Origin of the sequence: Aeromonas sp. S15(2024) (genome assembly GCF_041402265.1) — a bacterium.
Taxonomy (GTDB): Bacteria; Pseudomonadota; Gammaproteobacteria; order Enterobacterales; family Aeromonadaceae; genus Aeromonas; species Aeromonas dhakensis.
In genome coordinates, this window is sequence record NZ_JBGLQY010000005.1 from 39,376 (window position 1) to 64,504 (window position 25,129).

Below are 25,129 nucleotides of genomic sequence, written 5' to 3' on the forward strand. Positions count from 1 at the left end.
GAAATAAAAAAGCCGCTTCAAGAGCGGCTTTTTTTGTTGCCTGTCATCAGGCCGGGGTCTTGCTGGTCCCGAAGTAGTCAGCCAGGAAGTCGTCGAACGACAGGCTGTCGCTGCGCTCCCGCTCCCGCTGCTTGGCCAGGGACTCCCGTGCCTCGCCGGCAAAATAGGCTTCGTCCCAGTACTGCAGCTCGCCGGCCAGCATCTCTTCCCGGTAGCGGCTCGCCAGCTCGTCGGCGAAGGCGCCGTTGTCCTTGCCGCTCTCCAGCAGCTGCTTGAGCAGGCGGGCGGAGTAGGTGAGCTCGGGGTTGAGCAGCTTCTCGCGGTGCATCGCCAGCGTCTCGCGATAGCGGTTGCGGCCGCAGCAGCGATCCAGCAGCGCGGCGACCTCGGCCAGCTCGTCGAACAGCTTGAGGCCGAACTCCTTGAGGCCGATGGGGTTGCCCTGTTCGTCCTCCAGCTCGAGTCCGGGACGGCGCCCCTCCAGCACCACCTTGGTCTGGTTGCGGCGATTGCGGGCGATCTCCTCGTCACCCAGCACAGGGGACGGGCGCAGCAGGCACCAGACCAGGAACAGGTCGAAGAAGCGGATCTGATCCACCTCGATGCCGTACGGGGTGAAGGGGTTGACGTCCACGGTACGCAGCTCGATGTATTCGATGCCACGCTGCTCCAGCGCGTCGGACGGCTTCTCGCCGCTGCGCGGGGTGCGCTTGGGGCGGATCGGGGCGTACAGCTCGTTCTCCAGCTGCAGTACGTTGTCGTTGAGCTGGCGGTACTCGCCGTTCACCTTGACGCCGATCCTGGCGAAGTCGGGATCATGGGTGTTGATGGCGCGGCGCAGGCTGCTGACATAGGCCGGCAGGTTGTCGTGGCTGATCTTGAGCCCAGCCTGGGCGCTGTTGGTGTAACCCAGATCCGACAGCCGCAGGGCGGTGGCGTAGGGCAGGTAGAGGGTGCCCTTGCCGGTCTTCTGGAACGGCAGGTTGCTCTTGCGCCCCTTGAGGAAGGATTCGCAGATGGCCGGCGAGGCACCGAACAGGTAAGGCACCAGCCAGCCAAAGCGGTAGACGTTGCGAATAAGCCCCATGTACTTGTCGGAGATGAAGCGCTGGCTGCAGCACCCCTCGCACACCAGCTCCTGCCACTCGCACCAGAAGCTGTCCGGCATGGAGAAGTTGAAGTGCACCCCGGCGATCACCTGCATCAGGCTGCCGTAGCGGTTCTTCAGCCCCTGCCGGTAGAGGGTCTTCATCCGGCCGATGTTGGAGCTGCCGTACTGGGCCAGCCGGATGTTCTCCTCGTCGCCGACGAAGCAAGGCATGGAGAGTGGCCAGATCCGCTCATCACCCAGGTGATGAATGGTGTGACGGTGGATGTCGCCAAGCTGTTCCAGCAGGCTGTCGATGGAGTCGGTGGCCGGCGTGATGAACTCCAGCAGGCTCTCCGAGTAGTCGGTGGTGATGTTGGCATGGGTCAGTGCCGAGCCCAGACTTCTGGGGTGATCGGTCTGGGCCAGGGTCCCCTGTGGGGTGATGCGCAGACATTCACGTTCGATCCCGCGCCGGATCCCCTTGAGGGCGGTCAGCCGTTCCGGCGAACCCAGGGCGGTCAACAACTCGGTGAGTGACAAGCTTGTCGTAGTCATATTCACGGCTCATGTGTGGCCGCCCCACAGGGGGGCGGCACTATTTTTATGTAGCGCCCTCAGGGCAGCTGCAGCGGATAGATGGGAAGATGAAGCTCCTGCAGGGGTTTTTCAAGCTTTTGCTTGTCCCCCACCACCACAATCACCATCTCGGCCGGGTCAAGCCAGCGTGCCGCACTGGCCTTGAGCGTCTCGGCCGATACCGTCTTGATCAGGTTGTTCTGGGCCTGCACATAGTCCGGTTTCAGGTCATACATGATCATCTGCAGCAGGAAGCCCGCCTTCTGGCCGAGCGTCTCGTAAGAGAGCGCATCCTGCTGGGAGACGGCGCTGCGCATATAGGCGAGCTCGACCGGAGTCGGGCCACTCTTGCGGTAGTTGTCCATCTCCTTGAGGAACTGGCGGATGGCATCCACGGTCGCATCGGCCCGCACGTTGGCGCCGGTGGCGAAGGTACCCACCTCCCGGTTGGCGGAGAAGCCCGAGCTGGCCCCATAGGTATAGCCCTTGTCTTCCCGCAGGTTGAGGTTGATGCGGCTGTTGAAGTTGCCGCCCAGGTTGAAGTTCATCAGCCCGGCGGTGAAGTAGTCACCCGTGGTATCGAACGGCATGGCGCGGCGGCCGATGCGGATCACCGACTGGGGCGCACCCGGCTTGTCCACCAGATAGATGCCCGGCTTGGCCTGCTCGCCTTCGGGCTTGAGACTGCCAAGAGAGGGTGCAGCCCCCTTCCACTGGGTCAGGAAGCCGAGTTGCTCCTCCACCTGGGACTGGGTCACGTCACCCACTACCACCACCTTGGCGTTGGTCGGGTTGTAGTAGTTCTGGTAGAAGCGCTTCACGTCCGCCAGGGTCAGCTTCTCCACGTCGGCCAGCACGCCGTCACCCGGCTGACCGAGGCGGTTCTGCTTGCCGTAGATCAGCTCGCGGAAGGCCTGGCCGGCCAGCCACTCCGGCTGCTGCTCGCTCTGTTTCATCCCTTGCAACATCTGCGCCTTGACCCGCTCGAAGTCGGCCTCGCGCATGCCGGGCCGCTCATACACCTCGCGCACCAGCGCCAGGGTCTGCGGCAGCTTGTCGGCCAGGCTGCTGATGGTGACCAGGTTGTTGTACTGGGCGCTGGAGACGCTGACGCTGGAGCCGAGCTTTTGCAGCTCGTCGCTGAGCTGGGCCTCGGTCAGACGCACCGAGCCCTGCCCCATCATGCTGGCGGTGAGGCTGGCCAGCCCCAGCTCGCCCTTGCCTTCGGCCCGCATGCCGCCCGGCAGGGCGACCATGATGGAAACCGCCGGGATTTCATCGCTCTGGGTGCCGATGATCTCGATCCCCTTGTCGAGCTTGCCGTACCAGATGGCGGGCACCTTGACGCTCACCGCATCGGCCGCCTTGGGCTGCACGCTGCGATCGAAGTCGTCTTTCACCGGCCGTTCGGCCAGCACCTTGTCATGCTTGGCGTAATCCGGCAGCTCGCGCTTGGCCGGGGTGAAGTTGGGCTTGGCGGCCTGCCAGTCGTTCTTGCCTTTGGGCACCACGCTCAGCACCACCGCCGGCTTGTTCAGGATGAACTTGTCGTAGGCAGCCTTGACCTGCTCCGGCGTCACCTTGCCGATGGCGTCCAGGCTCTTGAACACATAGTTGGGATCCTGGGCGAACACCTGGCCCATGGCGAGCTGGCTCACCTTGCCGGAGACGCTGTCCAGACCCCAGATGGCCGAGGCACGATAGCTGTTGATCGCCTTCTCCAGATCCTCCGGCTTGAGGCCGCGACCGGCGAACTCGCCGATCACCTTGTCCACCTCGCTCTTGAGGGTCTTCAGGCTGCCATCCACCGCCGGGTTGGGATAGGCGTAGACGGTGAGGGTACAGGCCAGCTCCTCGCAGTAGTGGGAGGCCCCCACATCGATCGCCTTGCCGCTCTTGACCAGCGACTGGTAGAGCATAGAGCTGGCGGAGCCGCCCAGCACGTCGGCAAACATGTCGAGCGCCGGCTCCTGCGGATCGCCAAGGGACACGGTCGGGTAGCTGATGTAGAGCAGCGGCAGGTGCACCTTGTCCTCGAGCGTCACGTAACGGGTCTCGGGCAGGGTCACCGGCTCGGGGGTCGGCTCAGCCACCTCGGGTCCACGCGGGATCGGGCCGAAGTACTTCTCAATCCATGCCAGCGCCTGCTTGGTGTCGAAGTCGCCGCCCAGGGTCAGGGTGGCGTTGTTGGGGCCGTACCAGCGCAGGAAGAACTGCTTGAGGTCGTTGACGTCGACCCGGTCGAGATCTTCCACATAGCCGATGGGCTGCCAGGAGTAGGGGTGGGTGCGTGGATAGAGCGCCTCCCCCACCTTCTCGCTCACCAGGCCGTAAGGCTGGTTGTCGATGCGCTGGGCCCGTTCGTTCTTGACGGTGGCGCGCTGGATCTCGAACTTCTTCTGGCTCACCGCATCAAGCAAGAAGCCCATGCGATCAGCCTCGAGCCAGAGCACCTTCTCCAGCTGGTTGGCCGGCACGGTCTCGTAGTAGTTGGTGCGGTCCTTGTTGGTGGTGCCGTTCATGTCACCACCGGCCTCGTTGATGATCCGCATGTGCTCCTGATCCCCCACGTGCTTGGAGCCCTGGAACATCATGTGCTCGAAGAAGTGGGCGAATCCGGACTTGCCCACCTGCTCGCGGGCCGAGCCCACGTGATAGGTGACGTCCAGGTGCACCAGGGGATCGGATCGGTCGGGCGCCAGAATGACGGTCAGGCCGTTGTCCAGCTTGTACATCTGATAGGGAATGCCGAGTTTGCCCTCTTCCTTGACCTGTTCCGACACCAGGGTGGGTGCCGCCAGCACGGGCAGAGAGAGGCCCAGAAGCATGCTTAATGGAATGAGTTTGTTCACGGTTACCTCGTGAGTGAAGCTAGAAGATCTGCCTGGCCAGCAGAAAGACCAGGGCATAACGCAATAATTTGCCGAGCCCGATGAGAATGAGAGAGCGCCAGAAGGAGAGGCGCAGCCAGCCGGCCAGCAGACAGAGACCATCGCCGACCACAGGCGTCCAGGCCAGCAGCAGACACCAGTGGCCATGTTGTTTGAGCCAGCCGAGGGCTTTTTGTTCCCCACGGCCTTGAAAATCTTCCGGTTTTTTCTTGAAGGTGGCGAGCCAGCCGAGCCACCAGGTGGTCATGGAGCCGAGGGTGTTGCCCAGCGTCGCCCACAGCAGCAGGCTGGCCATGCTCCACTCCCCCTTGGTCGCCATGGCCCCCAGCAGCACTTCCGAACTGCCGGGCAGCAGGGTGGCGGAGGTGAAAGCGCTCAGAAACAGCCAGCCAAGCCCCAGCTCGGTGATGCCATTCATCCGGCCAGCTCATCCGCGGCGGGCATCCGCAGCAGCAGCTTGCCGCGCACGTGGCCCTGCTCGATGGCCTGATGGGCCAGGGCCCCTTCCGCCAACGGGAATTCGCCGGAGACGGTGATCTGTACCTCCCCCTGACGCAGCAGGATCAGCATCTGGCTCAACTGCTGGCGGTCAGGATGTACCAGCATGCCGAGCACTTCGATGGCGCTGCCGGCCGCGGCATCCTTGATCTGCTGCGCGGTGATGGTGGGTACCGTCACCAGCCGGCCACCCGGCTTGACGCAGGCCAGCGCCGCCTGGCCGCTCTCGCCACCCACCAGATCCAGCACCAGATCGACCAAACCGTCGGCCACCACCTGGGCGGCCCAGTCTGCATGGTGGTAATCCACCATCTTGCTGGCCCCCAGCGCGTGCAGGAAGCTGTGGTTGTCACCGCTCGCCGTCGCCACCACCTCGGCGCCATAGGCGCTGGCAAACTGCACCGCCAGATGGCCGACGCCGCCGGCGCCGGCCAGGATCAGCACCCGTTGCCCCGCCTTGAGGGCGCCGTGCTCGAATAACCCCTGCCAGGCGGTGAGGCCGGCCAGCGGCAGCGCCGCCCCCTGCCTCAGAGCCAGCTCCTCCAGCTTGACCAGCTCCTCCTCGCGCGCCACCACGGACTCGCCGTAGCCGCCGGCGGTGAGGGGAAAGCCGACCATGCCGCACACCCTGTCCCCCTCGGCCAGCGAGCCGACACCAGGGCCGACCTTCTCCACCACGCCGGCCACGTCATAGCCCGGCGTCCAGGGCAGTTTCTCCTTGTTTTGCGCCGCCGCCCAGCCGAGGCCGGCCCGGGTCTTGGCATCGATGGGGTTGACCCCCGCAAAGCAGATGCGCACCCGCACTTCGCCCTCGGCAGGCACCTTGTCCTGGGAAGGGTTGAGCCTGAGTACCGAGGGGGCGCCGAATGCGGTAATCTGTAGCTGCGTCATTGCACAATCCATCCTGTTGATTGATCAAGGGTCAACAGAATAACAGCGAGGACACCATGGCTCGAATGTTTCTTATTCCTCTATTGCTGGCCCTGGGGTGGTGGGCGTTTCTGCTCTACTTCCGCATCCCGCTCAAGCAGGGGGCCAAGGGGTTTTACTGGATCATCGGCATCGGCGGCGGGCTGGCCGCCTTCCTCAGCCTGATGATGGTGCTGACCCACTAGCACAGCCCCCGCGCGCAATAAAAAGGCCACCCCGAGGTGGCCTGATGCTCAACTTCCTTGCGAGCTGAGATGGTAGTGGCGGTTGCTGCCCTGCCCCAGCACGCCCTGGGCCAGCAGATGCTGGAACACCCGATCCACCTCCTCCAGCGACAGCGACAGCGCCTGGGCGACACTGCGCTTGCTGCACTTGAGCTCGCCGCTCTCCAGCGCGCTGCGCACCTGTTCCACCACCTCTGGCTCGGGCTCCGGCCGGCTGGGCAGCTGCTGTGCCATGGCAGCGGCCTCCGCCTGCTGCAGCACGATCTGTTCCCGCTCGCGATCCCGCTGCCACAGCCAGCTGCGGCGAAAGCGGTTCTCCTCGCCGATCAGACTGACGAAGAAGGCGCCGAACACGTCGAGCAGCACCGAGAGGAAGCAGACCAGCAGAAACTGCACCTGGCTGATGCTCATGCCCACCCCGTCCGCCAGGCTGCTCATCAGCCCCAGCATGGAGGATTGCTCGTTGACGGGCTTGGCGTCGCGCTCCTGGCGCAGCTCGTCCTGGCGCAGCCTGAGCTTGGTGTTGGCCTGCTGCAGGCCGCTGACGCCGCTGGAGATGCGCGCCATCTCGATGTACTTGCGGGCCGCCTCCTCATTGAGCTGGATCTGCCGCTCTATGCTGGCGATCTGCTCGTCGAAGCGGGCGATCTCCCGCTCATGGCGCGCCTGCTGGTTGAGGATGGTGTTGGTAGCGCTGTTGATGCCGCCTATGCTGCCGCCGATGGAGATGGCGGCCAGCACGCTGTAGAACAGCAGCGACCAGAAGGCCCCGCTCAGATCGCGACGCGCCTTGCACTCCCCGTATTCATACCAGACGTAGAACTTGCCCAGTTCGAAGATGATGGCCAGGCCACCGAACAGCCACTTCATCAGGGGATTCTCGTCGATGGAGAGAAACAGCAGCAGGGAGAAGACGATGGAGGCCAGAATGGCCAAGCCGGTAAAACTGTACACCGTGGTCAGTGCGAACCACCCCTTGGGGTAGCGCAGCACGGCAGAAGCCTGTGTGGTCATGAGAAAGCGGGCGCGATATGCAGGAAAAGTTGGCTGCCGATTATAGTCAGCAGACTCCTCGAGAGAAGGACAATCACCATAATTGCACCAGATCCTTGGTCAGTTGCCCAGAGTGCGACCAAAACGGACAAATCGACCGCAAAAAGTCGATACACTCACTGCCGACTCTCGTAGCATGGGAGATTGAGCCTGATTCTGCTCGGATTCAGCAAGACTGGCATACACTGACCCGCAACAACCAACCACCGAGGCCACAATGAACCGAACGACTAGCTTGTTACTGCCCCTGCTTCTGGTTGCCGGCGCCGCGCTGGCAGCACCGCAGTATGAGGAGGAAGGTGGTACGGCATTTTCCGTCGATGCACTAACCTTCAACCTGGACTGGGATGACAAGCAATTTGGCTGGTCATCGACCAACTGCTTCGAGCCGGGAATGAACGATGGCACCCAGACGCCATGTCGGGAAAGCAGGGTCAGCTTCGACGATGAAGAGCACCGCAATGATCCCCCCGGCAGCAACCAGATGCCCGCCACCCAGGGCACCGGCCAGTAACCAAGGAGAACTTTCGTCATGACTCATTCAACCATGTTCAACAAAGGCGCCCTGCTGCTCTCCCTGTTGCTGGCCAACGGGGTTGCCTTTGCCGCCCCGCCCCACTCCAAGGATGGCGATGGCATCCGGCTTTCCACCGACAACATCAAGCTGAACGTCGACTGGGATGACAAGGAGTACGACTGGTGGCAAAACAACTGCCTGGATCTCGGCATCGGTGACAGCCGCATCAAGCTCAACTGCGACAAGATCGACGGCAAGTACCGGGATCACTACAACCGCAGCATCCATAGCGGCAACAACCCGGGGCAGGGACATGACAAGTTCAAAGAGAAGGACAAGGGCCACGGCAACAAGAAGCACTGATCTGACTGCCGGCGTGCATGAACAAGGGGCCCATGGCCCCTTGTTCGCTTTTCCTACCAGTAATTCTCCGCACTGATGTTGCCGGGGGCCCGCCGCAGGTTCTTGGCCAACCCCAATGACAACAGGGTCTGCTGGGTCTCCTTCACCATGGCCGGGTTACCGCAGATCAGCACCTGGCTCAGCGCGGGAGCAAATTCCAGCCCCACTCGCGCCTGCAGGCGACCATCGGCGATGGCCGCCGGGATCCGCCCCTCCATCGCCTCGGGCCAGCTTTCACGGCTGACGAAGGGGACGTAGCGAAAACGCTCGCCATGACGCTCGGCAAAGCTCGCTATCAGATCCCGATAGCTCAGCTCCTCCCCCTTGCGGACCCCGTGTACCAGCACCAGATTCTCGAAACGGGCAAAGGCTTCCCCGTCCGCCAGCATGGAGAGGAAGGGGCCGATGGCGGTCCCGGTGGAGAGCAACCAGAGATCGCGCCCGGCCGGCACCTCGTCCAGGGTCAGAAAACCGGTCGCCAGGGATTGCACGAGCAGGCTGTCGCCCGCCCGCAGGGAACCCAGGGTCGGAGTCAGCTCCCCATCGGGGATCTCGACGAAATAGAACTCGTGATAGGGAGTCGAAGGCGGATTGACGAAGGAGTAGGCCCGCTGGACGCGGCGATCGCCCTGCTCGAGGGCCAGTTTGGTGAATTGCCCCGCCTTGTAGGGGGCCAGCTCGGCCACCACACGCAGGGAGAACAGGGTGGGCGTCCACTCGATACGTTCAAGGACGCGACCTTCGACCCAGGCCATAGGGATCTCCTCCAGAGGAACAGGTCTTTACTCTACCCCCGGGCCTGAAAATAAAAAACCCGCGCAAGTGCGCGGGTTTTTTCTGCAAAAGCGAATCGCTATTACAGGGCAACAACCTGGATCTGTACGGTTGCTTTAACGTCAGCGTGCAGCTGAACAGCAACTTCGTAGTCACCGGTGTTACGCAGAACGTTGCCCATGCGGACTTCGCTCTTGGCAACGGCTACGCCGGCAGCAGTGATGGCTTCAGCCACGTCACGGGTACCGATGGAACCGAACAGCTTGCCTTCGTCGCCAGACTTGGAAGCGATAACCACGGTAGCCAGTTCGGCCAGCTTGGCAGCACGCTCTTCAGCAGCAGCTTTGTTGGCAGCCAGTTTGGCTTCCAGCTCAGCGCGACGAGCACCGAAAGCTTCGATGTTGGCCTTGGTGGCCATAACAGCTTTGCCTTGCGGGATCAGGAAGTTACGGGCGTAACCAGCTTTCACGGAAACTTGGTCACCCAAACCGCCCAGTTTGGCGATTTTGTCGAGCAGGATAACTTGCATTACCTTTCCTCTATAAATTTCGTTGAGTTAGGCTTAAGTGCCGGACCGATTCTTACTTGTTGTGCAGATCGGTGTACGGCAGCAGAGCCAGGTAACGAGCACGCTTGATGGCGCGTGCCAGCTGACGCTGATACTTGGCGCGGGTACCGGTGATACGGCTCGGTACGATCTTGCCAGATTCAGTGATGTAGTTTTTCAGAGTAACGATATCTTTGTAGTCGATCTCGGTAACGTTCTCGGCGGTGAAGCGGCAGAACTTACGACGACGGAAATAACGTGCCATGGCCTTTATCCTCTAGTCAGTGATCCAGAATTACTCTTCGGAAGCAGCTTCGGTAGCTTCTTCGCGGCGCTCGTCGTCACGACGGGTGAAGCGCTCTTCCTTGGCCTTGGCCATCGGAGAAACTTCAGTCACGGCGTGCTTGGTGCGCATGATCATGTTGCGGATAACGGCATCGTTGAAGCGGAAGTTGGTTTCCAGCTCATCGATAACGGCTTGCTCTGCTTCTACGTTCATCAGAACGTAGTGGGCTTTGTGCAGTTTGTCGATCGGGTAAGCCAGCTGACGACGGCCCCAATCTTCCAGGCGATGAATGGTACCACCGGAGGTGGTGATGGCGCCGGTGTAACGCTCGATCATGCCAGGTACTTGCTCGCTCTGGTCCGGATGAACCATGAAGACGATTTCGTAATGACGCATTTTAGCTCCTTACGGATTAATTCAGCCTCCGCCCAGGTGCAGCCAGACCTCGGAGGCAAGGAACATAATGGTGTTTAGACGCTGCTTTTCTAGGGCGGCGTATTGTACGAAATCCCATCCCTCACTGCAACCAGCCACCGCCGATGTTTTTATCTATGGGAACAATACAAAACTTCAATTGATAATAATTATCATTTAGATCTATTCTATCTCCATGCACTTATGGAGGCTGATACCATGCAACCCGCGCTGACCACGGCCATCCCGGCCCGCAAATTCAAGCTGACCCTGCTCGGGCCGGCCTTTATCGCCGCCATCGGCTACATAGATCCGGGCAACTTCGCCACCAACATTCAGGCCGGTTCCACCTTCGGCTACCAGCTGCTATGGGTCGTGGTGTGGGCCAACCTGATGGCCATGCTGGTGCAGACTCTCTCGGCCAAGCTCGGCATCGTCACCGGCAAGAACCTGGCGGAACACATTCGCGATCGTCTGCCCAAGCCGGCGGTCTGGGCCTACTGGGTGCAGGCGGAGATCATCGCCATGGCCACCGATCTGGCCGAATTCATCGGGGCCGCGGTCGGCTTCAAGCTGCTGCTCGGCGTCACCCTGCTGGAAGGGGCCGGCATCACCGCCGTGGTCACCTGGGGCATTCTGATGCTGCAGTCCCGCGGCCAGAAACCGCTGGAGTTCGTGGTGGGCGGCCTGCTGCTGTTCGTGGCGGCGGCCTACATCGTCGAGCTGGTGTTCTCCCGCCCCCATCTGCCCAGCCTGCTGGAAGGGGCCCTCTTCCCCGGCCTGCCCAACAGCGACGCCGTCTATCTGGCGGCCGGGGTGCTCGGCGCCACCGTGATGCCCCACGTCATCTATCTGCACTCGGCGCTGACCCAGCACACCCAGGATCAGGGCTCGGTTCCCCAGCGGCTGCACACCACCCGGGTCGACGTGGCCATCGCCATGACCATCGCCGGCTTCGTCAACCTGGCCATGATGGCCATGGCCGCGGCCGCCTTCCATAGCTCCGGCAACCAGCAGGTGGCCGAGCTGGAGTCCGCCTACCAGACCCTGACCCCGCTGCTGGGCCAGGCGGCCGCCACCCTGTTCGGCCTCTCGCTGGTCGCCTCCGGTATCAGCTCCACCGTGGTGGGCACGCTGGCCGGCCAAGTGGTGATGCAGGGCTTCGTGCGCTTCACCATCCCGCTCTGGCTGCGCCGCGCCATCACCATGGCCCCCGCCTTCGTGGTGATCGCCATGGGCCTCAACACCACCGAAATTCTGGTGCTGAGCCAGGTGGTGCTGAGCTTCGGCATCGCGCTGGCCCTGATCCCGCTGCTGATATTGACCGGCGATCGCGCCCTGATGGGGGAGTATCGCAACCACCCGGTGACCCAGGCGCTCGGCCGCCTCATCGTCGCCCTGGTGATCGGGCTCAACGCCTACCTGCTGGTCGCCATGATCTAGCACTCATCATCCTGCCTCCGGACCGGCTCATTAACCGAGGTTAATGAGCCGGTCTGCGCTTTGACGTATGCTGGCGGCTCTCTTCCTCTTCGATCTGCGGGAGCCATCCATGTCACATACCCGAGCCAGCTTCGTGCTGGGCCACCATCAGGAGCAGGCCAGCGTCATCAGCTGCCAGAGCGGCGACACCAGCCTGCTGGTCACCGACCTCACCCCCTTTCATCCCCAGAGCCACCTCTGGCCCGATCAGCCGGGTGACGTGGGCACAGTGCGTTGGGAGGGTGGCGAAGCGGCCGTCGGCCCCTGCCGCATGGGGGCCATCAGTCCGGATGGGGAGCTGTTCGTCGACCAGACGATCCCGGTCAAGCGGGGCGCGGAAGGGTGGTGTTTCGTGGTGGTGCACCCGCTGGCCGGCCACTGTGCGCTACCGGTGGGCAGTCAGGTGACGCTGCAAGTGGATGCCGAGGCCCGCCACGCCCTGAGCCTGGGCCACAGCGGTTGCCATCTGGCGGCACTGGCACTCAACCGGGCTCTCATCCCCTACTGGCGCAAGGAGGTCAGCGAGCGGGATGCGCTGGATCAGCCGGACTTCGACCGCCTCGCCATCCAGACCTCGCGGGTCGAGCCCAATGGCTCGCGCGAGCAGTACCGGATCGGCAAGAGCCTGCGCAAGAAAGGGGTCAACAGTGAGGCCCTGCTGGCGGATCTGGCGCAGATTGAAGCGCATATCAATCGCCAGCTGGCCGACTGGCTGGCAACCGGAGGCGAGATCCGCCGCAGCTGGGCCGGCGAGTCGATCATCGACTCCCGTTACTGGCACTGCCCGCTGGAAGGGCGGGAGGTCACCATTCCCTGCGGTGGCACCCATGTGGCCACGCTGGCCGAGCTGGGACGGATCGAGACCAGCCTCACCGCCGATGCAGAAGGGTTTGTCATGATGACCCGGGTCTACCCCTGAGGGCGTCCGAACTCGGCGACCAGCGCGTCGATCAGGGCGCGCACCCGGCGCGGCTGATGCCGCCCGGAGGGGTAGACGATCTGCAGCCGTGACGCCGGGGCGGCGAACTCGGGCAGGATCTCCACCAGGCGGCCACGGCTCAGATCCTCCCCCACATCCCAGCGGGACTTGAGGCAGATCCCCTCCCCCTGCAGGCACCACTGGCGCACCAGATAACCGTTGTTACTGATGCGCCGCCCCTGCACCATCACCCGCTTCACCACACCCTCGACCTGAAAAGACCACCAGCGCTCCGGATGTTCTCCGAAACGCATCAACAGGCAGTCATGATCGGCAAGCTCTTCCGGATGGCGGGGCTCCCCCTTGCGCGCCAGGTAGGCGGGTGAGGCACAGACGATCCGGCGGTTCTCCCCCAGCGAGAGGGTGCGCAGTGTGCTGTCGGCCAGCTCTCCGTAGCGCAGGGCCAGATCGATCCCCTGCCCCACCAGATCCAGATAGCCGTCGGTCAGGTTGAGATCCAGCGTGATCCCCGGGTGTTGCGCCATGAAGCGATCGAGCAGCGGCACCAGCCGGCTGATCCCCAGATCATGAGGGGCGCTGATGCGCAGCAACCCGTTCATTTCGTCCCCGCCATCGCGCAGACGGCGCTTGAGCCCCTCGGCCTGGGCCAGCAGATGGCGCCCCTCCTCCAGCAACAGGCGCCCCTCTTCGGTGAGGCTGATGGAGCGAGTGGTTCTGCTGAGCAGGGTCGTACCGTAGTAGCGTTCCAGGGAGGCCAGCCGCTCCGAGACGGTTGCCGGGGAGAAGCCCAGCTCACGCCCCGCGGCGGCCAGCCCCCCTTTTTCCACTATGACCAGGAACAGATTGAGGTTCTCGAGCATGATTGTATTGATAATCCGAATTATGTTTTAGATTTTGCGGCAATTATCAAAATACACCGTCACATCTATCTTCTCCAGCAGACACAGGCGCGGATCCCCCGCCGTCTCAGAGAGGAACATTGCCATGGCATTTCATCAACACACCCTGTCCCTTGTCATCGGTGGCCACACCGGTATCGGCCGCGCCGTCGCCGATGCCCTGCGCCAGCGCCCCGGTCAGGTCATCGTCGCCAGCCGCAAGAGCGGCTTGGATATCACGGACCAGACCTCCATCGATAACCTCTTGACCGATCTGGGCCAGCTGGATCACCTGGTCATCACCGCCGGTTCCCAGGCGCCTGGTGGGTCGCTGCTCGAGCTGGATCTCACCGCCGCCAAGGCGGCCTTCGACACCAAGTTCTGGGGCACTCTGGCGGTCATTCGCAGCCTTGCCCCGCATATGGCCCCCGGCGGCACCATCACCCTCACCACAGGGTTCCTGGCCCGCAAAACGGTGCCCGGTACCCTGGTCAAGACCACCATGAATGCCGCGCTCGAAGCCGCCGCCAGGCTGCTAGCCCGTGAGCTGGCCCCCATCAGGGTCAACGTGGTCAGTCCGGGGCTGACCGATACCGAGGCCTACGCCGCCATGGCACCCGAGGCGCGAGAGGCCATGCTGGGCCGGGCGGCCGCCAGCCTGCCGGCCGGTCGGTACGGCCGCGCCGAAGATCTTGCCGCCGGCTATCTGCTGGCCATCGACAACCCCTTCATGACCGGCGCCACCATAGATATCGATGGCGGCGCCCTGATCAACTGAGGAGATGAGCATGAAAGAGCCCAACACGCTCCCGGCCCGGATCTGGATCCTGACCCTGAGTGCCTTTGCCATCGGCACCGCAGAGTTCCTGATCGCCGGCATCCTGCCCCAGGTGGCTGAATCGCTGGGGGTCACCACGGGCCAGGCGGGCAACCTCATCACCGCCTATGCCCTGGCCATCGTCTTTGGCGGCCCGCTGCTCACCCTCTGGCTGGCCCGCTTCGAGAAACGTCGCATCCTGCTGGCACTGATGGTGCTGTTTGTGGTCGCCAACCTGATCGCGGCCTTCAGCACCGACTACGTCACCCTGATCGTGAGCCGCATCCTGGCCGGCCTGACCCAGGGCCCCTTCTATGGCATCGGTGCCGTGGTCGCCACCCGCATGGTGAGCGACAAGATGGCGGGCCGCGCCGTCGGCCAGATGTTTGCGGGCCTGACCCTGGCCAACGTGCTGGGCGTACCAGCGGGGGCCTGGATAGGCAACGCCTTCGACTGGCATACCACCTTCCTGGTGGTCGCCGGGCTGGGTCTGCTCTCCATGCTGACCATCGCCCTCGTCATCGAGCGCCAACCCAGGGAGAGCGCCGCCTCCATCAGCCAGCAGCTTGCCGCCTTCCGCAGTTGGAACCTGCTGGCCAGCCTGCTCTTTACCGTACTGGGCTGGGCCGGCTTCATGACCCTCTATGGCTACATAGCGCCGCTGGCAGAAGAGGTGGCTGGCTTCGAACGTTCCGCCATCACAGGCGTGCTGGTGGTCGTCGGGCTGGGCCTGGTGCTGGGCAACAACATCGGCGGGCACAGCGCCGACCGCAATCTGCGGCGCTCCCTGCTGGTGTGGCCACTGCTGACCATTCTGGCCCTGCTGCTGGTCGGCGTGCTGGAGCACTACACATGGCCTTTCCTGATCGCCACCTTCCTGTTTGGTGTGGCCACCTTCGCCAATCTGCCCGCCATGCAGATGCGGGTGATGAAATATGGCCGGCAGGCCCCGGAGCTGGCGGCCACCGCCAACATCTCGGCATTCAACATCGCCAACGCCTTGGGCGGAGTGATCGGTGGCGCCGTCGTCGACAGTCAGCTGGGACCGGCGGCCCTCCCCTTCTTCGCGGCGCTGGTACCGGCTCTGGGGCTGCTGTTCATCCTGACCCAGGAGCGAAGAGGGCGGCCAAGGGCCCTGGCCTGCTAGGCGACGACCCCTTCACCCGCATTCCGAGCCGACAGGAGGCCATATGACCATACATGCCATCGACCACGTCACGCTTCGCACGGATCAGCTGGAGCAGACCATAGCGTTTTATCGCGATGCCATCGGCCTGCAGGAAGGGGGGAGGCCCCCCTTTCCTTTTCCGGGTTGCTGGCTCTACGCAGGAGGGCGCCCCCTGCTGCACATCGTTGCCAACACCCAGGGCCAAGGACTGACCGACTATCTGGGGAAACGGGAGACGGAGCAAGGCAGCGGCTGCATCGATCACATCTCGCTGAGTGCCTCGGATCCTGTAGAGACGCAGGCTCGCCTGCTGCGACTGGAGGTGCCCTTCGTCAGCCGGGTCATCCCGGAGCGCAACGAGCTGCAGCTCTTTCTGAGGGATAACAACGGGGTGCCGGTCGAGTTGCTCTTCACCCAGACGGACATAGACCAGCACGACAACCCGCCGACCGGGGGAGATAGGGATGAGTAACAGACGACACTTCATCAAAAGCGCGATTGCCATGGGCACCTTGGCAGTGGCGGGGCGGGCCTTGGCAAGCCCTCGCACCCCCTCGGGCCAGGGCGCTGGCCCCCAGCTCAGGCTCGGCATCACGGATCTCTCATTCCACCGCATGACCGGGGCCCTGGTGACTGCCGTTCTGGAGCAGCGGGGCTACCGGGTCACCCGCAGCTACGCCCCCCATGAGGCCAATTTTGAACGGCTCGCCAGCGGCGAGATCGATCTGCTGGCCTCCGCCTGGCTGCCTGCCAGCCACGGCATCTACAAAGCCGAGGTCGAGAAGCGGGTGGCCGTGCGTGAGCTGGGGCTGCACTACCAGCCCTATGCCCTGTGGGGCGTCCCGGACTATGTTCCCGTCGATCAGGTGGCCGAGGTCGCCGACCTGCTGCGCCCCGAGGTGAGACGGCGCATGACCCCGCAGATCCAGGGGATCGGTCCGGGGGCTGGCATCAGCCGCTTCTCGCGGGAGATCATAAGGGTGTACGGGCTCGAGCAGGCGGGTTACCGCTTCCTGAACGGGACACAGGAGCAGTGTCTGGCCGCCTTTGAGCAGGCCGTGGCCGAGCAACGCTGGGCCATAGTGCCCCTGTGGCGCCCCCAGTTCCTGCACGCCATCCATCCCATCCGTGAGTTGAAAGAACCCGGAGGGCTGCTGGGCAGGGTCGACAGGGCCGTGCTGCTGATACGGGAGGATCGCCTGGACAAACTGGACGGCGCCACCCTCACAGCGCTGGACAAGCTGCGCTTTGGCAACGAGCTGATAGAGCGCCTCGACTATCGGGTCAGCCGGCTCGGCGAGCCCCTCGACCGGGTCGCCCGGGAAGCCATTGCCGCCTTGCAGCAACCAGCCTGATGTCGCCGCCGCCGGCATCCAGGTCGGGGGCGGCCGTCAGCACCGAGGGGGCAGGCCCCTAGCCGAGGCGGATCAGCAGGATCCCGCCCAGGATAATCAGGGCGGCCAGCAGCCTGACCCGCCCCAGCGTCTCCCCCAGCCAGCCCCAGGAGAGCAGCACCGCAAACAACACGCTGCTCTCGCGCAGGGCCGCCACCAGGCCGATGGGTGCCTTGGTCATGGCCCAGATGACGATACCGTAGGCCAACAGCGACAGGGCGCCACCGATGGCGCCGCTGCGCCACGCCGCAGGCCCCAGCTCGCGCCAGGCGGTGCGGTTCTGCCAGCGCATCAGCAGCGGCATCATCAGCGCGGTGAGGGTGAACAGCCAGAGGGTGTAACGCACCGGCTCGCCGGCCGAGCGAGCCCCCGCCCCATCGGACAGGGTATAGGAGGCAGTAAACAGCGCCGTGACAAGCACCGCCTGCAGCGCGGCCGGTGCCAGCCGCAGGCCACCGCGCCACGCCATCAGCAGCACGCCGCTCACCAGCACTACGGCTCCCGTCACCGCCACCATTCCCGGTACTTCACCCAGCAGCAGGGCACCGAACAGCAGGGTCACCAGAGGGGCACAGCCCCGGGCCAGCGGATAGATCTGGCCAAACTCACCCAGCCGGTAGGCTCGGCCGAGAAACAGGCAGTAGCCGCAGTGCAGCAGGATGGAGAGCGCCAGCCAGGGATACTCGGCCGCCACCGGCCAGCCCACCAAGGGGAGAAAGGGGGCGGCAAACAGACCGGAGCAGAGGGAGACCAGCAGGACGCTGACGCGCCCCTCGGCCTGGCGCTTGGCCAGCGCATTCCAGAGCGCGTGCAGCAGGGCTGCCAGCAGGATGGCGGCAAAGATGGTTGGGGTCACGACAGGGTTCCGATAGCAACAGGCCGCCCAGCATACCCGGTTTGCCCGGCCATGACAGAGAGCGGCCTCATAAGATGCCTGTTTTTCTCATCCGGCAGCCTGCTGCCGGCCTGGCCTCAGCGCAACCGGCGCTGCCAGTGAATGGCCAGCAGGATGAAGCTCACCCCGACCCAGAGGTTCCACGCCGGGATCTCGCCAAACAGCCAGACCCCCAGCAGTACCACGAACATCAGACCCGAGTACTCGGTCGCCGCGATGCGGTTGGCCTCCACCTGACGATAGGAATAGAAGCAGCTGGCGTGATAGAGCAGCTGCATGACGCCGCTGCCACCGATTAGCACCAGCAGTCGCCAGTCCACCGGCTGCCATTGATGTACCGCCAGCCCGGCGGTCAACGGCAGAGCCAGCAGGTTGGCCCAGAACAGGGTCGCCACCACCGAGATCCCGGCCGGCAACTTGCGTCCCGTGATGTTGAACAGCGCCAGAGTGAAGGCGGTCACCAGGGCGCCCAGCCCGGCCAGATGGAAATCCCCCGGCCGCAGCACGAACACTACCCCGAGCAGCCCCATGCCGCTCAGAAGCCAGACTCTGGGGTGGATCTTCTCCTTGAGCAGCCAGGCTGCCAGTGGCAACGTCAGCAGCGGGGAGACATAGAAGATGGCGTTAGCCGTGGCCAGCGGCAGCTGAGTCAGAGCCAGCATCATGCCACCGCCGCCGAGCAGGCAGAGGTGGCCGCGCAGCAGGTGCCACTTCCAGGCACCCAGCCCCCAGGCCGAGCGCGGCACCCGCAGCATGAAGGGCAGCAGCACCAGCAGGGTCAGCAGCTGGCGCAGGAACATGTATTGGAAGGGGCTGAAACCGGGGCCGATCAGCTTGACCAGCACGTCGGAGAAGGCCTGGGCCAGATTGCCCAGCACCAGGGTGATGATGGCGAAGGTTTGCAGGTCCAGTGCGAACCGCTTGCGCAACAACTCCATCAGCGACAACCGCTCGTGTGACGAACGCAAATAAAATGGCTCAACGGCTCAATCGCTGAATCTTGTTCTGTATTAATGGGGTAAAAGACCATTTTTAAAACCTATCCATCAACGGTTGCCGATTAATCACTCAGAGGGTACCCACTAACATGGCGCCAGGCACCCGTTTTCTTTACTACCTCAAGACATAATAATTTCATTGTTATGCCTAAAAGGCATTAAGAGGAGCTCATGCCGATGTGGGGGATGTCATCTTCCAGATAGGGTTCACCCACGGCGGTGAAGCCGTGACGGCCGTAGAAGCCCTGCAGGTGCGCCTGCGCCCCCAGATAGATGCTGACCTCGGGCCACAGCCGGGCACACTCCTGCAGTGCCTGCTGCATCAGACGGTGGCCCAGGCCATCGCCTCTCGCCTCGGGGGCAGTCACCACCCGGCCGATCACCACCTGCTCACTCTTGGCCACACCGGGTGCCATCAGCCTGGCATAGGCCACCAGTGCCCCATCCTGCCAGCCGAGCAGGTGCAGTACTCCATCCCGGCGGTCTAGACCATCCAGGTCTTGGAAGGGACAGGTCTGCTCGACCACAAACACCTCGACCCGCAGGGCCAACAGGTCATACAGCTCGTCCGTGGTGAGTTCGCACCAGGGTTTCAGGATCCAGTTCATCCGCGACTCCATGTAAAGGGAAAGGTGCAGCATAGTCGATGCGCCACCCCCCTTCATTAACCATTGTTAATGTGAGGCATCCTCGATCAAGTCCCATTCTTCGATGAAATCTAGGCGCTGATTAAGCCAGATTGCCACGATGTGGTTCATGGCGAGCTCGGCGTTTTGGACCGACATTCCCTTCTCTTCCTGCAGCCAGGTCAGTGTGAGCTGCCGCACCTCTACTATCGCCTTGAGCATGGCCTCACGCTCGGCGACCGGCCATACCTTCGCATCCCCGTTGCGTATCCGTGGTTCAGCAGCCGAGGTCGACCTCCCTGCTTTATCGATAACAATAAAATCCTCGGGGGCAAGATTGATATGCAGCTCGTCTATCCGCCAATCGGCGAAGGTACCGAAAACTATGGTGCCAAAAGAGGATGAAATGCGTTCCATCTGTGTATTGAAGAGCTGGAGAAGATGCTGCCAGGCCAGACGCTGGAACAGATCATCGGGAAGAGAGCAGTAAGGCGCCATGTTATCGCGGCTTGATCCCCAGAGCCCGCCAAAGGCGTCATATGCAGGCCAGCCGATGCGTTTAAAGATAAAGCAGTGCCGCAGTGACTCGGGATTGGATCGCTCTTCCAGCACCAGACGCAGCAAGGTCAAGGTCGCACTGGCACGGGTTGCGGGCTTCTCATATCCCAAATCGGCGGCCATAGAAGCGGTGTATTCGTCATTAAATCTGGCCAATATCTGGGCATAGCGAGCACGCGCTTGCTGGTCGCTGACCCCGCTCGCCGGTTCGAACTGATGGAGATAGAGCAGCCACGCCGAGGCTTCTGCACTACGGTAATCACTCAGCTTGACCGCAGCAGCGGCGGGATCGACCTGGATCAGTTGCACTGTCTCGGTGAACGCCTTGTCTTGTTGTGCGATCTGCTCGCCGAGCGCTTTGATACGGTGCGCCATGCTGTCTCGCAAGCACTCTGGCAGTTGCGATGTCTTCTTACTGCAGGCGTTACGCTGTTTAAGCCACTGACGCTGTTCGGCAAGCAGTACATCCGCTTGAGATGAATCAGCACTATCACGAGCATGTTCATAGCGATCGGCCAGCTGACTGTCGAGTGCACCTAGCGCATCTTGTTGGCAAATCGTGTGTTCGATGACCGTGCTGGCCACCCCGCAATCAAACGAGGCTGCCTGTGCGGTGGCCGAACCAACACACGCCCCTACCGTGGTCAGCAACCACAACAGATAAAAAGCAGAATGGGTAACAAACCTTCTCATATGTGCACTCCCGGACTCATGGCGAACCGTGCACATCATACGGAGATTCTCGAGTGGCAACAGCGCCGTATGCCTGCAATACGCCATACGACGATCAGAGTGTATTACGCATTCTCTTACGAATGCGGCTCAGGCTGATGGGGGTGATGCCGAGGTAGGCGGCGATCTGGTGATCGGGCACCCTGGCCTCCAGAGCGGGAAAACTGCGCAGAAAGTGCTGATAACGGGCCTGCGGGCTCTCGGTCAAGAGCAGCAGCTCCTTCTCCTCCTTGATGCGCAGCTGCACCGCCAACAGATGCTGATACCAGGCGGGCCAGCAGGAGATAGTGCGCAGGTCGGCCAGATTGAACAGCAAGAGCCGACAGGGCTCCAGCGCCTCCACGCTGTAGCGGGCCGGCTCGCCGCTGAGCAGGTGGTGGAAGTCGAGGAACTCATCCCCCTCCCAGTAGAACTCCTTGATGTACTCGCGGCCGTCTGCCAGCACCACCTTGGCCCGCAGCAGCCCCTGCTCCACCATCACCAGCAGATCGGGTCGATCGCCGGCATGCCAGAGGCAGGCACGGGGGCTCAGGGTCAGCGGCCGGGCAAAAGAGAGGAGGCGCGCGGCCTCCTGCTCATCCGTGACCCTATCCCGGCAAAACGGGGGTCTGTCCATTCAGCTCGCCTCAGGCACGACGCTGGCGCACGGCTTCAAACAGGCAGACGCCGGTCGCCACCGAGACGTTGAGGCTGGATACCGCCCCTGCCATCGGGATGCTCACCAGCTCGTCGCAGTGCTCGCGGGTGAGGCGACGCATGCCCTTGCCCTCTGCGCCCATCACCAGCGCCATCGGGCCGGTCAGCTTGGCCTGATAGAGGTCGTGATCCGCCTCACCGGCGGTGCCGACCAGCCAGACGCCACGCTCCTGCAGCTCGCGCAGGCTGCGAGCCAGGTTGGTGACCTGAATGAGCGGCACCACTTCGGCGGCGCCACAGGCGACCTTGCGCACGATCGGAGTCAGCCCGGTGGCCTTGTCGCGCGGCACGATCACCGCATGGACGCCGGCCGCATCGGCGCTGCGCAGGCAGGCACCCAGGTTGTGCGGATCGGTCACCCCGTCCAGCACCAGCAGGAAGGGGACGGTTTCTTGCTCGGCCAGCTTATCCAGCAGGCTGGCCAGGTCGTGCTCGGCCAGCTTGGGCGCCTCCTTCAGCCGGGCCATGATGCCCTGGTGATTGTTGCCCTCCGCCTTGTCGTCGAGCGTCTTGCGGTTCACGCTCTGCACCTTGAGGCCGAGCGCATCCAGCTCCGCCAGCAGGGGCTGCAGCCGGTCGTCATCGCGGCCCTTGAGGGCCCACACTTCGATGAAACGCTCCGGCTCGCGCTCAAGAAGGGCGGCCACGGCGTGGATGCCGTAAATCAGTTCACTGCTCATGTTCAAGATCCGTGGTGTCGGGTCGCACTCAGTGCGCCCCAAAGAAAAATGGCCCTACCGGCAGCCTGACCAGCATGATGCTGGCGTCGTCACCGGTCGCTAAATGATGGCGCATCATACCAGAGACACCGGCATCTAGGGAGAAGGGAGGTACTCGGTCAAGCTCCTTCACCTGTGCCAAGCATCCCAATCCCTGCGGGATTGCCACTATGCGGGGGTCGCCCGCCCTGCGGGCTGCGGCGAGTGACTTCTTGCTGGCCCAAGAAGTCACCAAGAAGGCCTTCCCCCGCCCCTCTGATGCACTTGCTGATACCTGAAACTCACCGTATTGGCGCACTACGCACAAAGCCCCCCCATGCCAATTAATTTGTTGATCCTGCTCAGGAAATCATTACTCCCCTCTTTTCTCCCCGCCAGCACTCGCTACCATAGCCGTTTGGCAACCATCTCGTCGGAGTCACCCATGAACCGGGCCAACGAAACCACGCAGGTAAATAGCAGCAGACTGGAGGCTGAAATTCAGGGGCGGTAGCCTTGCCTGATGGAATGGATAAGCGAGTGGCGCGATCACTGAACATGATGACGGACTTATATTCATTTCTGAGCCGTCCACGCAGGCGTGATGAGCCGACGCTTTCCAAGACTGATCTGTGCGCTGTTTTTTCATACAGTGCTAATGGTGGCGCAAAAAGAGGAAGTCAAGCAAATACGCACGGACACCTGATGTAATCTGTAATATTATGATTTCATAATGATTTTTACTTGGCGGTGATTGAAATGTTACGGAGTTAGATGGAATTCTCTGCTAACGGATTAGTACCGCCTTCCATCTAATCACTGTTAGCTATTATAAATAGGAATAGACAATGGATGTAAATTCAAAAAGGGTTGATAACCCAATTTATAAAGTCATCATGTATTTAAATAAACATGATCCGGATCTTATAGATAATGAGAAGCTCGAATTTCTTATAAAGAACTTAAATACGCATTTTAAAAAGCTTTTTTACATGGTCTCGTACATTAATAAAATTCAGAAAGATGAGGATTACATTAATAAGTACGATCAAACTAAGCTTGTTAGCATTAGTGCAGTCGAGTATTGCTACTACAAAATTAGTACAATTTGGGATATTGCATATCAAATTGCTGATAAGCTAATTTTTCCAAAACAAAAAAATGGTAACAAGTACGAGTATCTTGAGAGGCATTTCGAACAGTATGCAGATACATTGCCGAATCTGAACTTAGATTGGTATAAAAGTCTTAATAAGATTAGAAATAAAATAGTTCATGGAGGGATTACTGTTAATCCTTACTATATCAATGATGAAAATGTAAAGCATAAGATTTGCTTCCAAGCATACAACTCTAACTTAGATGATTTGATTCAGCCTCACTACGTGTATTCGAACGAGAGGAATAATAATATTAACTTTGCTGATTACTACTTTGCGTTTCAGACTCACCTGCTCTATTCATACCTTTGTGACTTCTTTGATTTTGTTCTATTGGAATTAAATAAAGAAAGGTCTCACGATTTGAACGACCTCAGCCTTGATGATTTGCCGCATGAGTTCTTTGGTCGTTTTCATGAAACATGGTTGCTATCTGACGTTGACCAGTTTTGTGAAATAACAAGGGAAATGATAGCGCTTCAATTAACCGACGGACGCTTAAATAGCATAGGCACTATAAATCAAGAAGATGTAGAACGTTTTTTTGAGGTTTTTCCATTCTGCTTAATGCAAAGAATCAAAGATGGAGGCTGGGAGTTAATGGAAAAAAAAGCTAACAAGAAAAATCAGGCGGACGCATAAATGCGCCGCTGTTTTTGGCGTTAATTCTATAGGAGTGGTTTCGGTGCAAGTAGATATAAAAAAACTAGATAGCTTAATTAATGCACAATACCTGAGTTTGACAGGCACAGGTGAATTAGAACAGTTGTCAAAACTATTTGAGCCTAGATTTTTAGCAGAGTTACTTAATGTCTTAACAGAGAACTTAAGTAATAGCAGACAATTTCAGCAAAAATTAGAAATTGCAGTATGTTGGATTGATAAAAGACCTTTGGCTGACTTTTCTAAACAAAAAGTTGTCGATCACAATGGGCACATTGTTACTAAAAAGGTCGAAGTAGGTGACGCAGCTTTTGTTTTTAGTAACGAGATTTGTTATTTAAAAGGTGGGAAGGAAGTGAGTCAGAGGCAATATTCAAGCTCTTTGATTTTTCAAGCTAAACGATCTGGTAAAAAAGATATACCACATATTCCTATAGGAATAGGGAAATCGCAAAACGTCAGTACTGCAAAAGAACTGGCTTTGCTATCTGAGTGGCCTACATTTGACTTATTCAAAGCGTCAAGAAGTAAAAAAGCTCTTCACTCAAATCTGAAAATCACTAAAAGTGGTGGATCTAAACTATCATATGGCTGGTTTGGAGCTTGTCCTCCGGGTAAAAAAACATATTGGAAGTCTAGATGGATGTGTGCTCCTGCAAATAATGGTCAAAAATGTAGCTTTAGTCTCGGTGAAGTGTTAGAAGCTCTTATTAATAAAACTCAACTAAGCCATGTAAACGTAGGTGAAGAATTTCAGCTTATTACAGATTGGGAAAACTACGCTAATAAGGGAACCCTTCACTCTTGGGATATTTTGAATAATGAAATACTATCGCAATGTCGAAAGTCTAAACTTCCTAAATCAATATTTAATTCAGAAAAAAGCCGAATAGCTCGTGCTCATAAATACGTATGGCTCGATGAGGAGTTTAGACTCGCAATAGTTGAACCACAGTCAGTTATTGACTTTGATGATGAAGCAAGTACAAAGGCAGTGCGTTATATAACAGGTGCGGACAGCACGAATCCTCAACCGTTACAGTTGATAAACAAAATGCACTTTCCCGTTTTAATGATTTCCCTTAAAAGCATCGAAGGATAGAACTAACAAGCAATTTAAGAGGGATTCACAACGCTTGGCAGTTTCAAATTTAGTGTTTATGGCACAATGCTTTAGGTTTGGGTGGATGCGTTGTTCACCCCTTAATTGGGCGTTAGCTGT

The 25,129-nt window shown here is 60.4% G+C and carries 27 protein-coding genes; 11 read left to right on the top strand and 16 right to left on the bottom strand.

Annotated features, from left to right (window positions below; genetic code table 11):
- Window positions 1–46 precede the first annotated feature (46 nt).
- The 4 genes from gshA to ACB033_RS12475 are packed head-to-tail and all read right to left on the bottom strand — an operon-like array spanning window position 47 to window position 5,946.
- Window positions 47–1,645 (bottom strand): glutamate--cysteine ligase, encoded by a 1,599-nt coding sequence (gshA, locus tag ACB033_RS12460; protein ID WP_017780236.1) that lies wholly within the window; start codon window positions 1,643–1,645, stop codon window positions 47–49.
- A gap of 59 nt (window positions 1,646–1,704) precedes the next feature.
- Entirely contained in the window at window positions 1,705–4,518 is a 2,814-nt protein-coding gene (locus ACB033_RS12465) for a M16 family metallopeptidase (protein WP_371140541.1), read from the bottom strand.
- A 19-nt stretch (window positions 4,519–4,537) separates the two neighbouring features.
- Entirely contained in the window at window positions 4,538–4,975 is a 438-nt protein-coding gene (locus ACB033_RS12470; RefSeq protein WP_017785611.1) for a YqaA family protein, read from the bottom strand.
- Window positions 4,972–5,946, bottom strand: a complete 975-nt coding sequence (locus tag ACB033_RS12475; RefSeq protein WP_162519909.1) for an NADP-dependent oxidoreductase — start codon at window positions 5,944–5,946, stop codon at window positions 4,972–4,974. Before ACB033_RS12475 ends, ACB033_RS12470 begins: the two co-directional genes overlap by 4 nt.
- Window positions 5,947–6,002: 56 nt before the next feature.
- Here ACB033_RS12475 and ACB033_RS12480 point away from each other — a divergent pair, with 56 nt between their 5' ends.
- Window positions 6,003–6,170 (top strand): hypothetical protein, encoded by a 168-nt coding sequence (locus ACB033_RS12480; protein ID WP_005308905.1) that lies wholly within the window; start codon window positions 6,003–6,005, stop codon window positions 6,168–6,170.
- A gap of 48 nt (window positions 6,171–6,218) precedes the next feature.
- On the opposite strand, the gene ACB033_RS12485 is transcribed toward ACB033_RS12480, so the two are convergent.
- A complete protein-coding gene (locus ACB033_RS12485; RefSeq protein WP_162519910.1) occupies window positions 6,219–7,223 on the bottom strand; it encodes a Preprotein translocase subunit SecY in 1,005 nt (334 codons plus the stop codon).
- Between the two features lie 274 nt (window positions 7,224–7,497).
- Between ACB033_RS12485 and ACB033_RS12490 the strand changes: the two genes are divergently transcribed.
- The gene (locus ACB033_RS12490; protein ID WP_010635109.1) at window positions 7,498–7,776 is read left to right on the top strand and encodes a hypothetical protein; all 279 of its coding nucleotides are present in this window, start codon (window positions 7,498–7,500) and stop codon (window positions 7,774–7,776) included.
- Window positions 7,777–7,809: 33 nt separating this feature from the next.
- Complete coding sequence (locus tag ACB033_RS12495; RefSeq protein WP_080760737.1) at window positions 7,810–8,142, top strand: hypothetical protein; 333 nt, start codon at window positions 7,810–7,812, stop codon at window positions 8,140–8,142.
- Between the two features lie 53 nt (window positions 8,143–8,195).
- Here the strand turns inward: ACB033_RS12495 and ACB033_RS12500 are convergent, their stop codons facing one another.
- The 4 genes from ACB033_RS12500 to rpsF all read right to left on the bottom strand — a co-directional run bounded on the left by ACB033_RS12500 (window position 8,196) and on the right by rpsF (window position 10,184).
- On the bottom strand, window positions 8,196–8,936 hold the full coding sequence (locus ACB033_RS12500) for a ferredoxin--NADP reductase (protein WP_139725738.1): 741 nt from the start codon (window positions 8,934–8,936) through the stop codon (window positions 8,196–8,198).
- Window positions 8,937–9,037: 101 nt separating this feature from the next.
- Window positions 9,038–9,484, bottom strand: coding sequence for a 50S ribosomal protein L9 (gene rplI, locus ACB033_RS12505; protein ID WP_005308892.1), 447 nt, complete (start codon window positions 9,482–9,484; stop codon window positions 9,038–9,040).
- A 52-nt stretch (window positions 9,485–9,536) separates the two neighbouring features.
- On the bottom strand, window positions 9,537–9,767 hold the full coding sequence (rpsR, locus tag ACB033_RS12510) for a 30S ribosomal protein S18 (protein WP_005308890.1): 231 nt from the start codon (window positions 9,765–9,767) through the stop codon (window positions 9,537–9,539).
- A gap of 30 nt (window positions 9,768–9,797) precedes the next feature.
- A complete protein-coding gene (gene rpsF / locus ACB033_RS12515; protein WP_005308887.1) occupies window positions 9,798–10,184 on the bottom strand; it encodes a 30S ribosomal protein S6 in 387 nt (128 codons plus the stop codon).
- 237 nt (window positions 10,185–10,421) lie between these two features.
- Between rpsF and ACB033_RS12520 the strand changes: the two genes are divergently transcribed.
- Window positions 10,422–11,645: an Nramp family divalent metal transporter gene (locus ACB033_RS12520; protein ID WP_005308882.1), complete on the top strand. Its 1,224-nt coding sequence runs from the start codon at window positions 10,422–10,424 to the stop codon at window positions 11,643–11,645.
- A gap of 67 nt (window positions 11,646–11,712) precedes the next feature.
- Window positions 11,713–12,603, top strand: a complete 891-nt coding sequence (locus ACB033_RS12525) for a hypothetical protein (RefSeq protein WP_162519911.1) — start codon at window positions 11,713–11,715, stop codon at window positions 12,601–12,603.
- On the opposite strand, the gene ACB033_RS12530 is transcribed toward ACB033_RS12525, so the two are convergent.
- The gene (locus ACB033_RS12530) at window positions 12,594–13,484 is read right to left on the bottom strand and encodes a LysR family transcriptional regulator (protein ID WP_042008753.1); all 891 of its coding nucleotides are present in this window, start codon (window positions 13,482–13,484) and stop codon (window positions 12,594–12,596) included. The two genes, ACB033_RS12525 and ACB033_RS12530, sit on opposite strands and share 10 nt — an antisense overlap.
- Window positions 13,485–13,608: 124 nt before the next feature.
- Here ACB033_RS12530 and ACB033_RS12535 point away from each other — a divergent pair, with 124 nt between their 5' ends.
- Genes ACB033_RS12535 through ACB033_RS12550 form a run of 4 tightly spaced genes read left to right on the top strand, consistent with a single transcriptional unit; the run spans window position 13,609 to window position 16,842 of the window.
- Window positions 13,609–14,280 (top strand): SDR family oxidoreductase, encoded by a 672-nt coding sequence (locus ACB033_RS12535; protein ID WP_017785605.1) that lies wholly within the window; start codon window positions 13,609–13,611, stop codon window positions 14,278–14,280.
- Between the two features lie 10 nt (window positions 14,281–14,290).
- Window positions 14,291–15,466, top strand: a complete 1,176-nt coding sequence (locus ACB033_RS12540; protein ID WP_139725740.1) for an MFS transporter — start codon at window positions 14,291–14,293, stop codon at window positions 15,464–15,466.
- 43 nt (window positions 15,467–15,509) lie between these two features.
- Window positions 15,510–15,959 (top strand): VOC family protein, encoded by a 450-nt coding sequence (locus ACB033_RS12545; RefSeq protein WP_117405012.1) that lies wholly within the window; start codon window positions 15,510–15,512, stop codon window positions 15,957–15,959.
- Window positions 15,960–15,990: 31 nt separating this feature from the next.
- Window positions 15,991–16,842 carry a glycine betaine ABC transporter substrate-binding protein gene (locus tag ACB033_RS12550; protein ID WP_139725818.1) on the top strand — a complete coding sequence of 284 codons (852 nt, stop codon included), beginning with the start codon at window positions 15,991–15,993 and terminating at the stop codon, window positions 16,840–16,842.
- Window positions 16,843–16,900: 58 nt separating this feature from the next.
- Here ACB033_RS12550 and ACB033_RS12555 read toward each other — a convergent pair whose 3' ends face one another.
- The 6 genes from ACB033_RS12555 to rlmB all read right to left on the bottom strand — a co-directional run bounded on the left by ACB033_RS12555 (window position 16,901) and on the right by rlmB (window position 22,066).
- Window positions 16,901–17,737: a DMT family transporter gene (locus tag ACB033_RS12555; protein WP_139725741.1), complete on the bottom strand. Its 837-nt coding sequence runs from the start codon at window positions 17,735–17,737 to the stop codon at window positions 16,901–16,903.
- A 116-nt stretch (window positions 17,738–17,853) separates the two neighbouring features.
- Complete coding sequence (locus ACB033_RS12560; RefSeq protein WP_024942004.1) at window positions 17,854–18,714, bottom strand: DMT family transporter; 861 nt, start codon at window positions 18,712–18,714, stop codon at window positions 17,854–17,856.
- 218 nt (window positions 18,715–18,932) lie between these two features.
- Window positions 18,933–19,382, bottom strand: a complete 450-nt coding sequence (locus ACB033_RS12565) for a GNAT family N-acetyltransferase (RefSeq protein WP_139725742.1) — start codon at window positions 19,380–19,382, stop codon at window positions 18,933–18,935.
- Between the two features lie 66 nt (window positions 19,383–19,448).
- A complete protein-coding gene (locus ACB033_RS12570; RefSeq protein ID WP_139725743.1) occupies window positions 19,449–20,651 on the bottom strand; it encodes a lysozyme inhibitor LprI family protein in 1,203 nt (400 codons plus the stop codon).
- A gap of 94 nt (window positions 20,652–20,745) precedes the next feature.
- The gene (locus ACB033_RS12575) at window positions 20,746–21,306 is read right to left on the bottom strand and encodes a Crp/Fnr family transcriptional regulator (RefSeq protein ID WP_139725744.1); all 561 of its coding nucleotides are present in this window, start codon (window positions 21,304–21,306) and stop codon (window positions 20,746–20,748) included.
- A gap of 10 nt (window positions 21,307–21,316) precedes the next feature.
- The gene (rlmB, locus tag ACB033_RS12580; RefSeq protein ID WP_124249354.1) at window positions 21,317–22,066 is read right to left on the bottom strand and encodes a 23S rRNA (guanosine(2251)-2'-O)-methyltransferase RlmB; all 750 of its coding nucleotides are present in this window, start codon (window positions 22,064–22,066) and stop codon (window positions 21,317–21,319) included.
- An 866-nt stretch (window positions 22,067–22,932) separates the two neighbouring features.
- On the opposite strand from rlmB, the gene ACB033_RS12585 reads away from it, so the two are divergent.
- Window positions 22,933–23,886 carry a hypothetical protein gene (locus tag ACB033_RS12585; RefSeq protein ID WP_139725745.1) on the top strand — a complete coding sequence of 318 codons (954 nt, stop codon included), beginning with the start codon at window positions 22,933–22,935 and terminating at the stop codon, window positions 23,884–23,886.
- A 43-nt stretch (window positions 23,887–23,929) separates the two neighbouring features.
- On the top strand, window positions 23,930–25,009 hold the full coding sequence (locus tag ACB033_RS12590) for a hypothetical protein (RefSeq protein WP_371140542.1): 1,080 nt from the start codon (window positions 23,930–23,932) through the stop codon (window positions 25,007–25,009).
- Window positions 25,010–25,129 lie beyond the last annotated feature (120 nt).

Excerpts from the sequence above, each read along its gene's own strand:
- gshA (WP_017780236.1), bottom strand. The coding sequence starts at position 1,645 with ATGACTACGACAAGCTTGTCACTCACCGAGTTGTTGACCGCCCTGGGT.
- ACB033_RS12470 (WP_017785611.1), bottom strand. The coding sequence starts at position 4,975 with ATGAATGGCATCACCGAGCTGGGGCTTGGCTGGCTGTTTCTGAGCGCT.
- ACB033_RS12475 (WP_162519909.1), bottom strand. The coding sequence starts at position 5,946 with ATGACGCAGCTACAGATTACCGCATTCGGCGCCCCCTCGGTACTCAGG.
- ACB033_RS12480 (WP_005308905.1), top strand. The coding sequence starts at position 6,003 with ATGGCTCGAATGTTTCTTATTCCTCTATTGCTGGCCCTGGGGTGGTGG.
- ACB033_RS12485 (WP_162519910.1), bottom strand. The coding sequence starts at position 7,223 with ATGACCACACAGGCTTCTGCCGTGCTGCGCTACCCCAAGGGGTGGTTC.
- ACB033_RS12495 (WP_080760737.1), top strand. The coding sequence starts at position 7,810 with ATGTTCAACAAAGGCGCCCTGCTGCTCTCCCTGTTGCTGGCCAACGGG.
- ACB033_RS12500 (WP_139725738.1), bottom strand. The coding sequence starts at position 8,936 with ATGGCCTGGGTCGAAGGTCGCGTCCTTGAACGTATCGAGTGGACGCCC.
- rplI (WP_005308892.1), bottom strand. The coding sequence starts at position 9,484 with ATGCAAGTTATCCTGCTCGACAAAATCGCCAAACTGGGCGGTTTGGGT.
- rpsR (WP_005308890.1), bottom strand. The coding sequence starts at position 9,767 with ATGGCACGTTATTTCCGTCGTCGTAAGTTCTGCCGCTTCACCGCCGAG.
- rpsF (WP_005308887.1), bottom strand. The coding sequence starts at position 10,184 with ATGCGTCATTACGAAATCGTCTTCATGGTTCATCCGGACCAGAGCGAG.
- ACB033_RS12520 (WP_005308882.1), top strand. The coding sequence starts at position 10,422 with ATGCAACCCGCGCTGACCACGGCCATCCCGGCCCGCAAATTCAAGCTG.
- ACB033_RS12525 (WP_162519911.1), top strand. The coding sequence starts at position 11,713 with ATGCTGGCGGCTCTCTTCCTCTTCGATCTGCGGGAGCCATCCATGTCA.
- ACB033_RS12530 (WP_042008753.1), bottom strand. The coding sequence starts at position 13,484 with ATGCTCGAGAACCTCAATCTGTTCCTGGTCATAGTGGAAAAAGGGGGG.
- ACB033_RS12535 (WP_017785605.1), top strand. The coding sequence starts at position 13,609 with ATGGCATTTCATCAACACACCCTGTCCCTTGTCATCGGTGGCCACACC.
- ACB033_RS12540 (WP_139725740.1), top strand. The coding sequence starts at position 14,291 with ATGAAAGAGCCCAACACGCTCCCGGCCCGGATCTGGATCCTGACCCTG.
- ACB033_RS12545 (WP_117405012.1), top strand. The coding sequence starts at position 15,510 with ATGACCATACATGCCATCGACCACGTCACGCTTCGCACGGATCAGCTG.
- ACB033_RS12550 (WP_139725818.1), top strand. The coding sequence starts at position 15,991 with ATGGGCACCTTGGCAGTGGCGGGGCGGGCCTTGGCAAGCCCTCGCACC.
- ACB033_RS12560 (WP_024942004.1), bottom strand. The coding sequence starts at position 18,714 with ATGGAGTTGTTGCGCAAGCGGTTCGCACTGGACCTGCAAACCTTCGCC.
- ACB033_RS12565 (WP_139725742.1), bottom strand. The coding sequence starts at position 19,382 with ATGAACTGGATCCTGAAACCCTGGTGCGAACTCACCACGGACGAGCTG.
- ACB033_RS12570 (WP_139725743.1), bottom strand. The coding sequence starts at position 20,651 with ATGAGAAGGTTTGTTACCCATTCTGCTTTTTATCTGTTGTGGTTGCTG.
- ACB033_RS12575 (WP_139725744.1), bottom strand. The coding sequence starts at position 21,306 with ATGGACAGACCCCCGTTTTGCCGGGATAGGGTCACGGATGAGCAGGAG.
- rlmB (WP_124249354.1), bottom strand. The coding sequence starts at position 22,066 with ATGAGCAGTGAACTGATTTACGGCATCCACGCCGTGGCCGCCCTTCTT.
- ACB033_RS12585 (WP_139725745.1), top strand. The coding sequence starts at position 22,933 with ATGGATGTAAATTCAAAAAGGGTTGATAACCCAATTTATAAAGTCATC.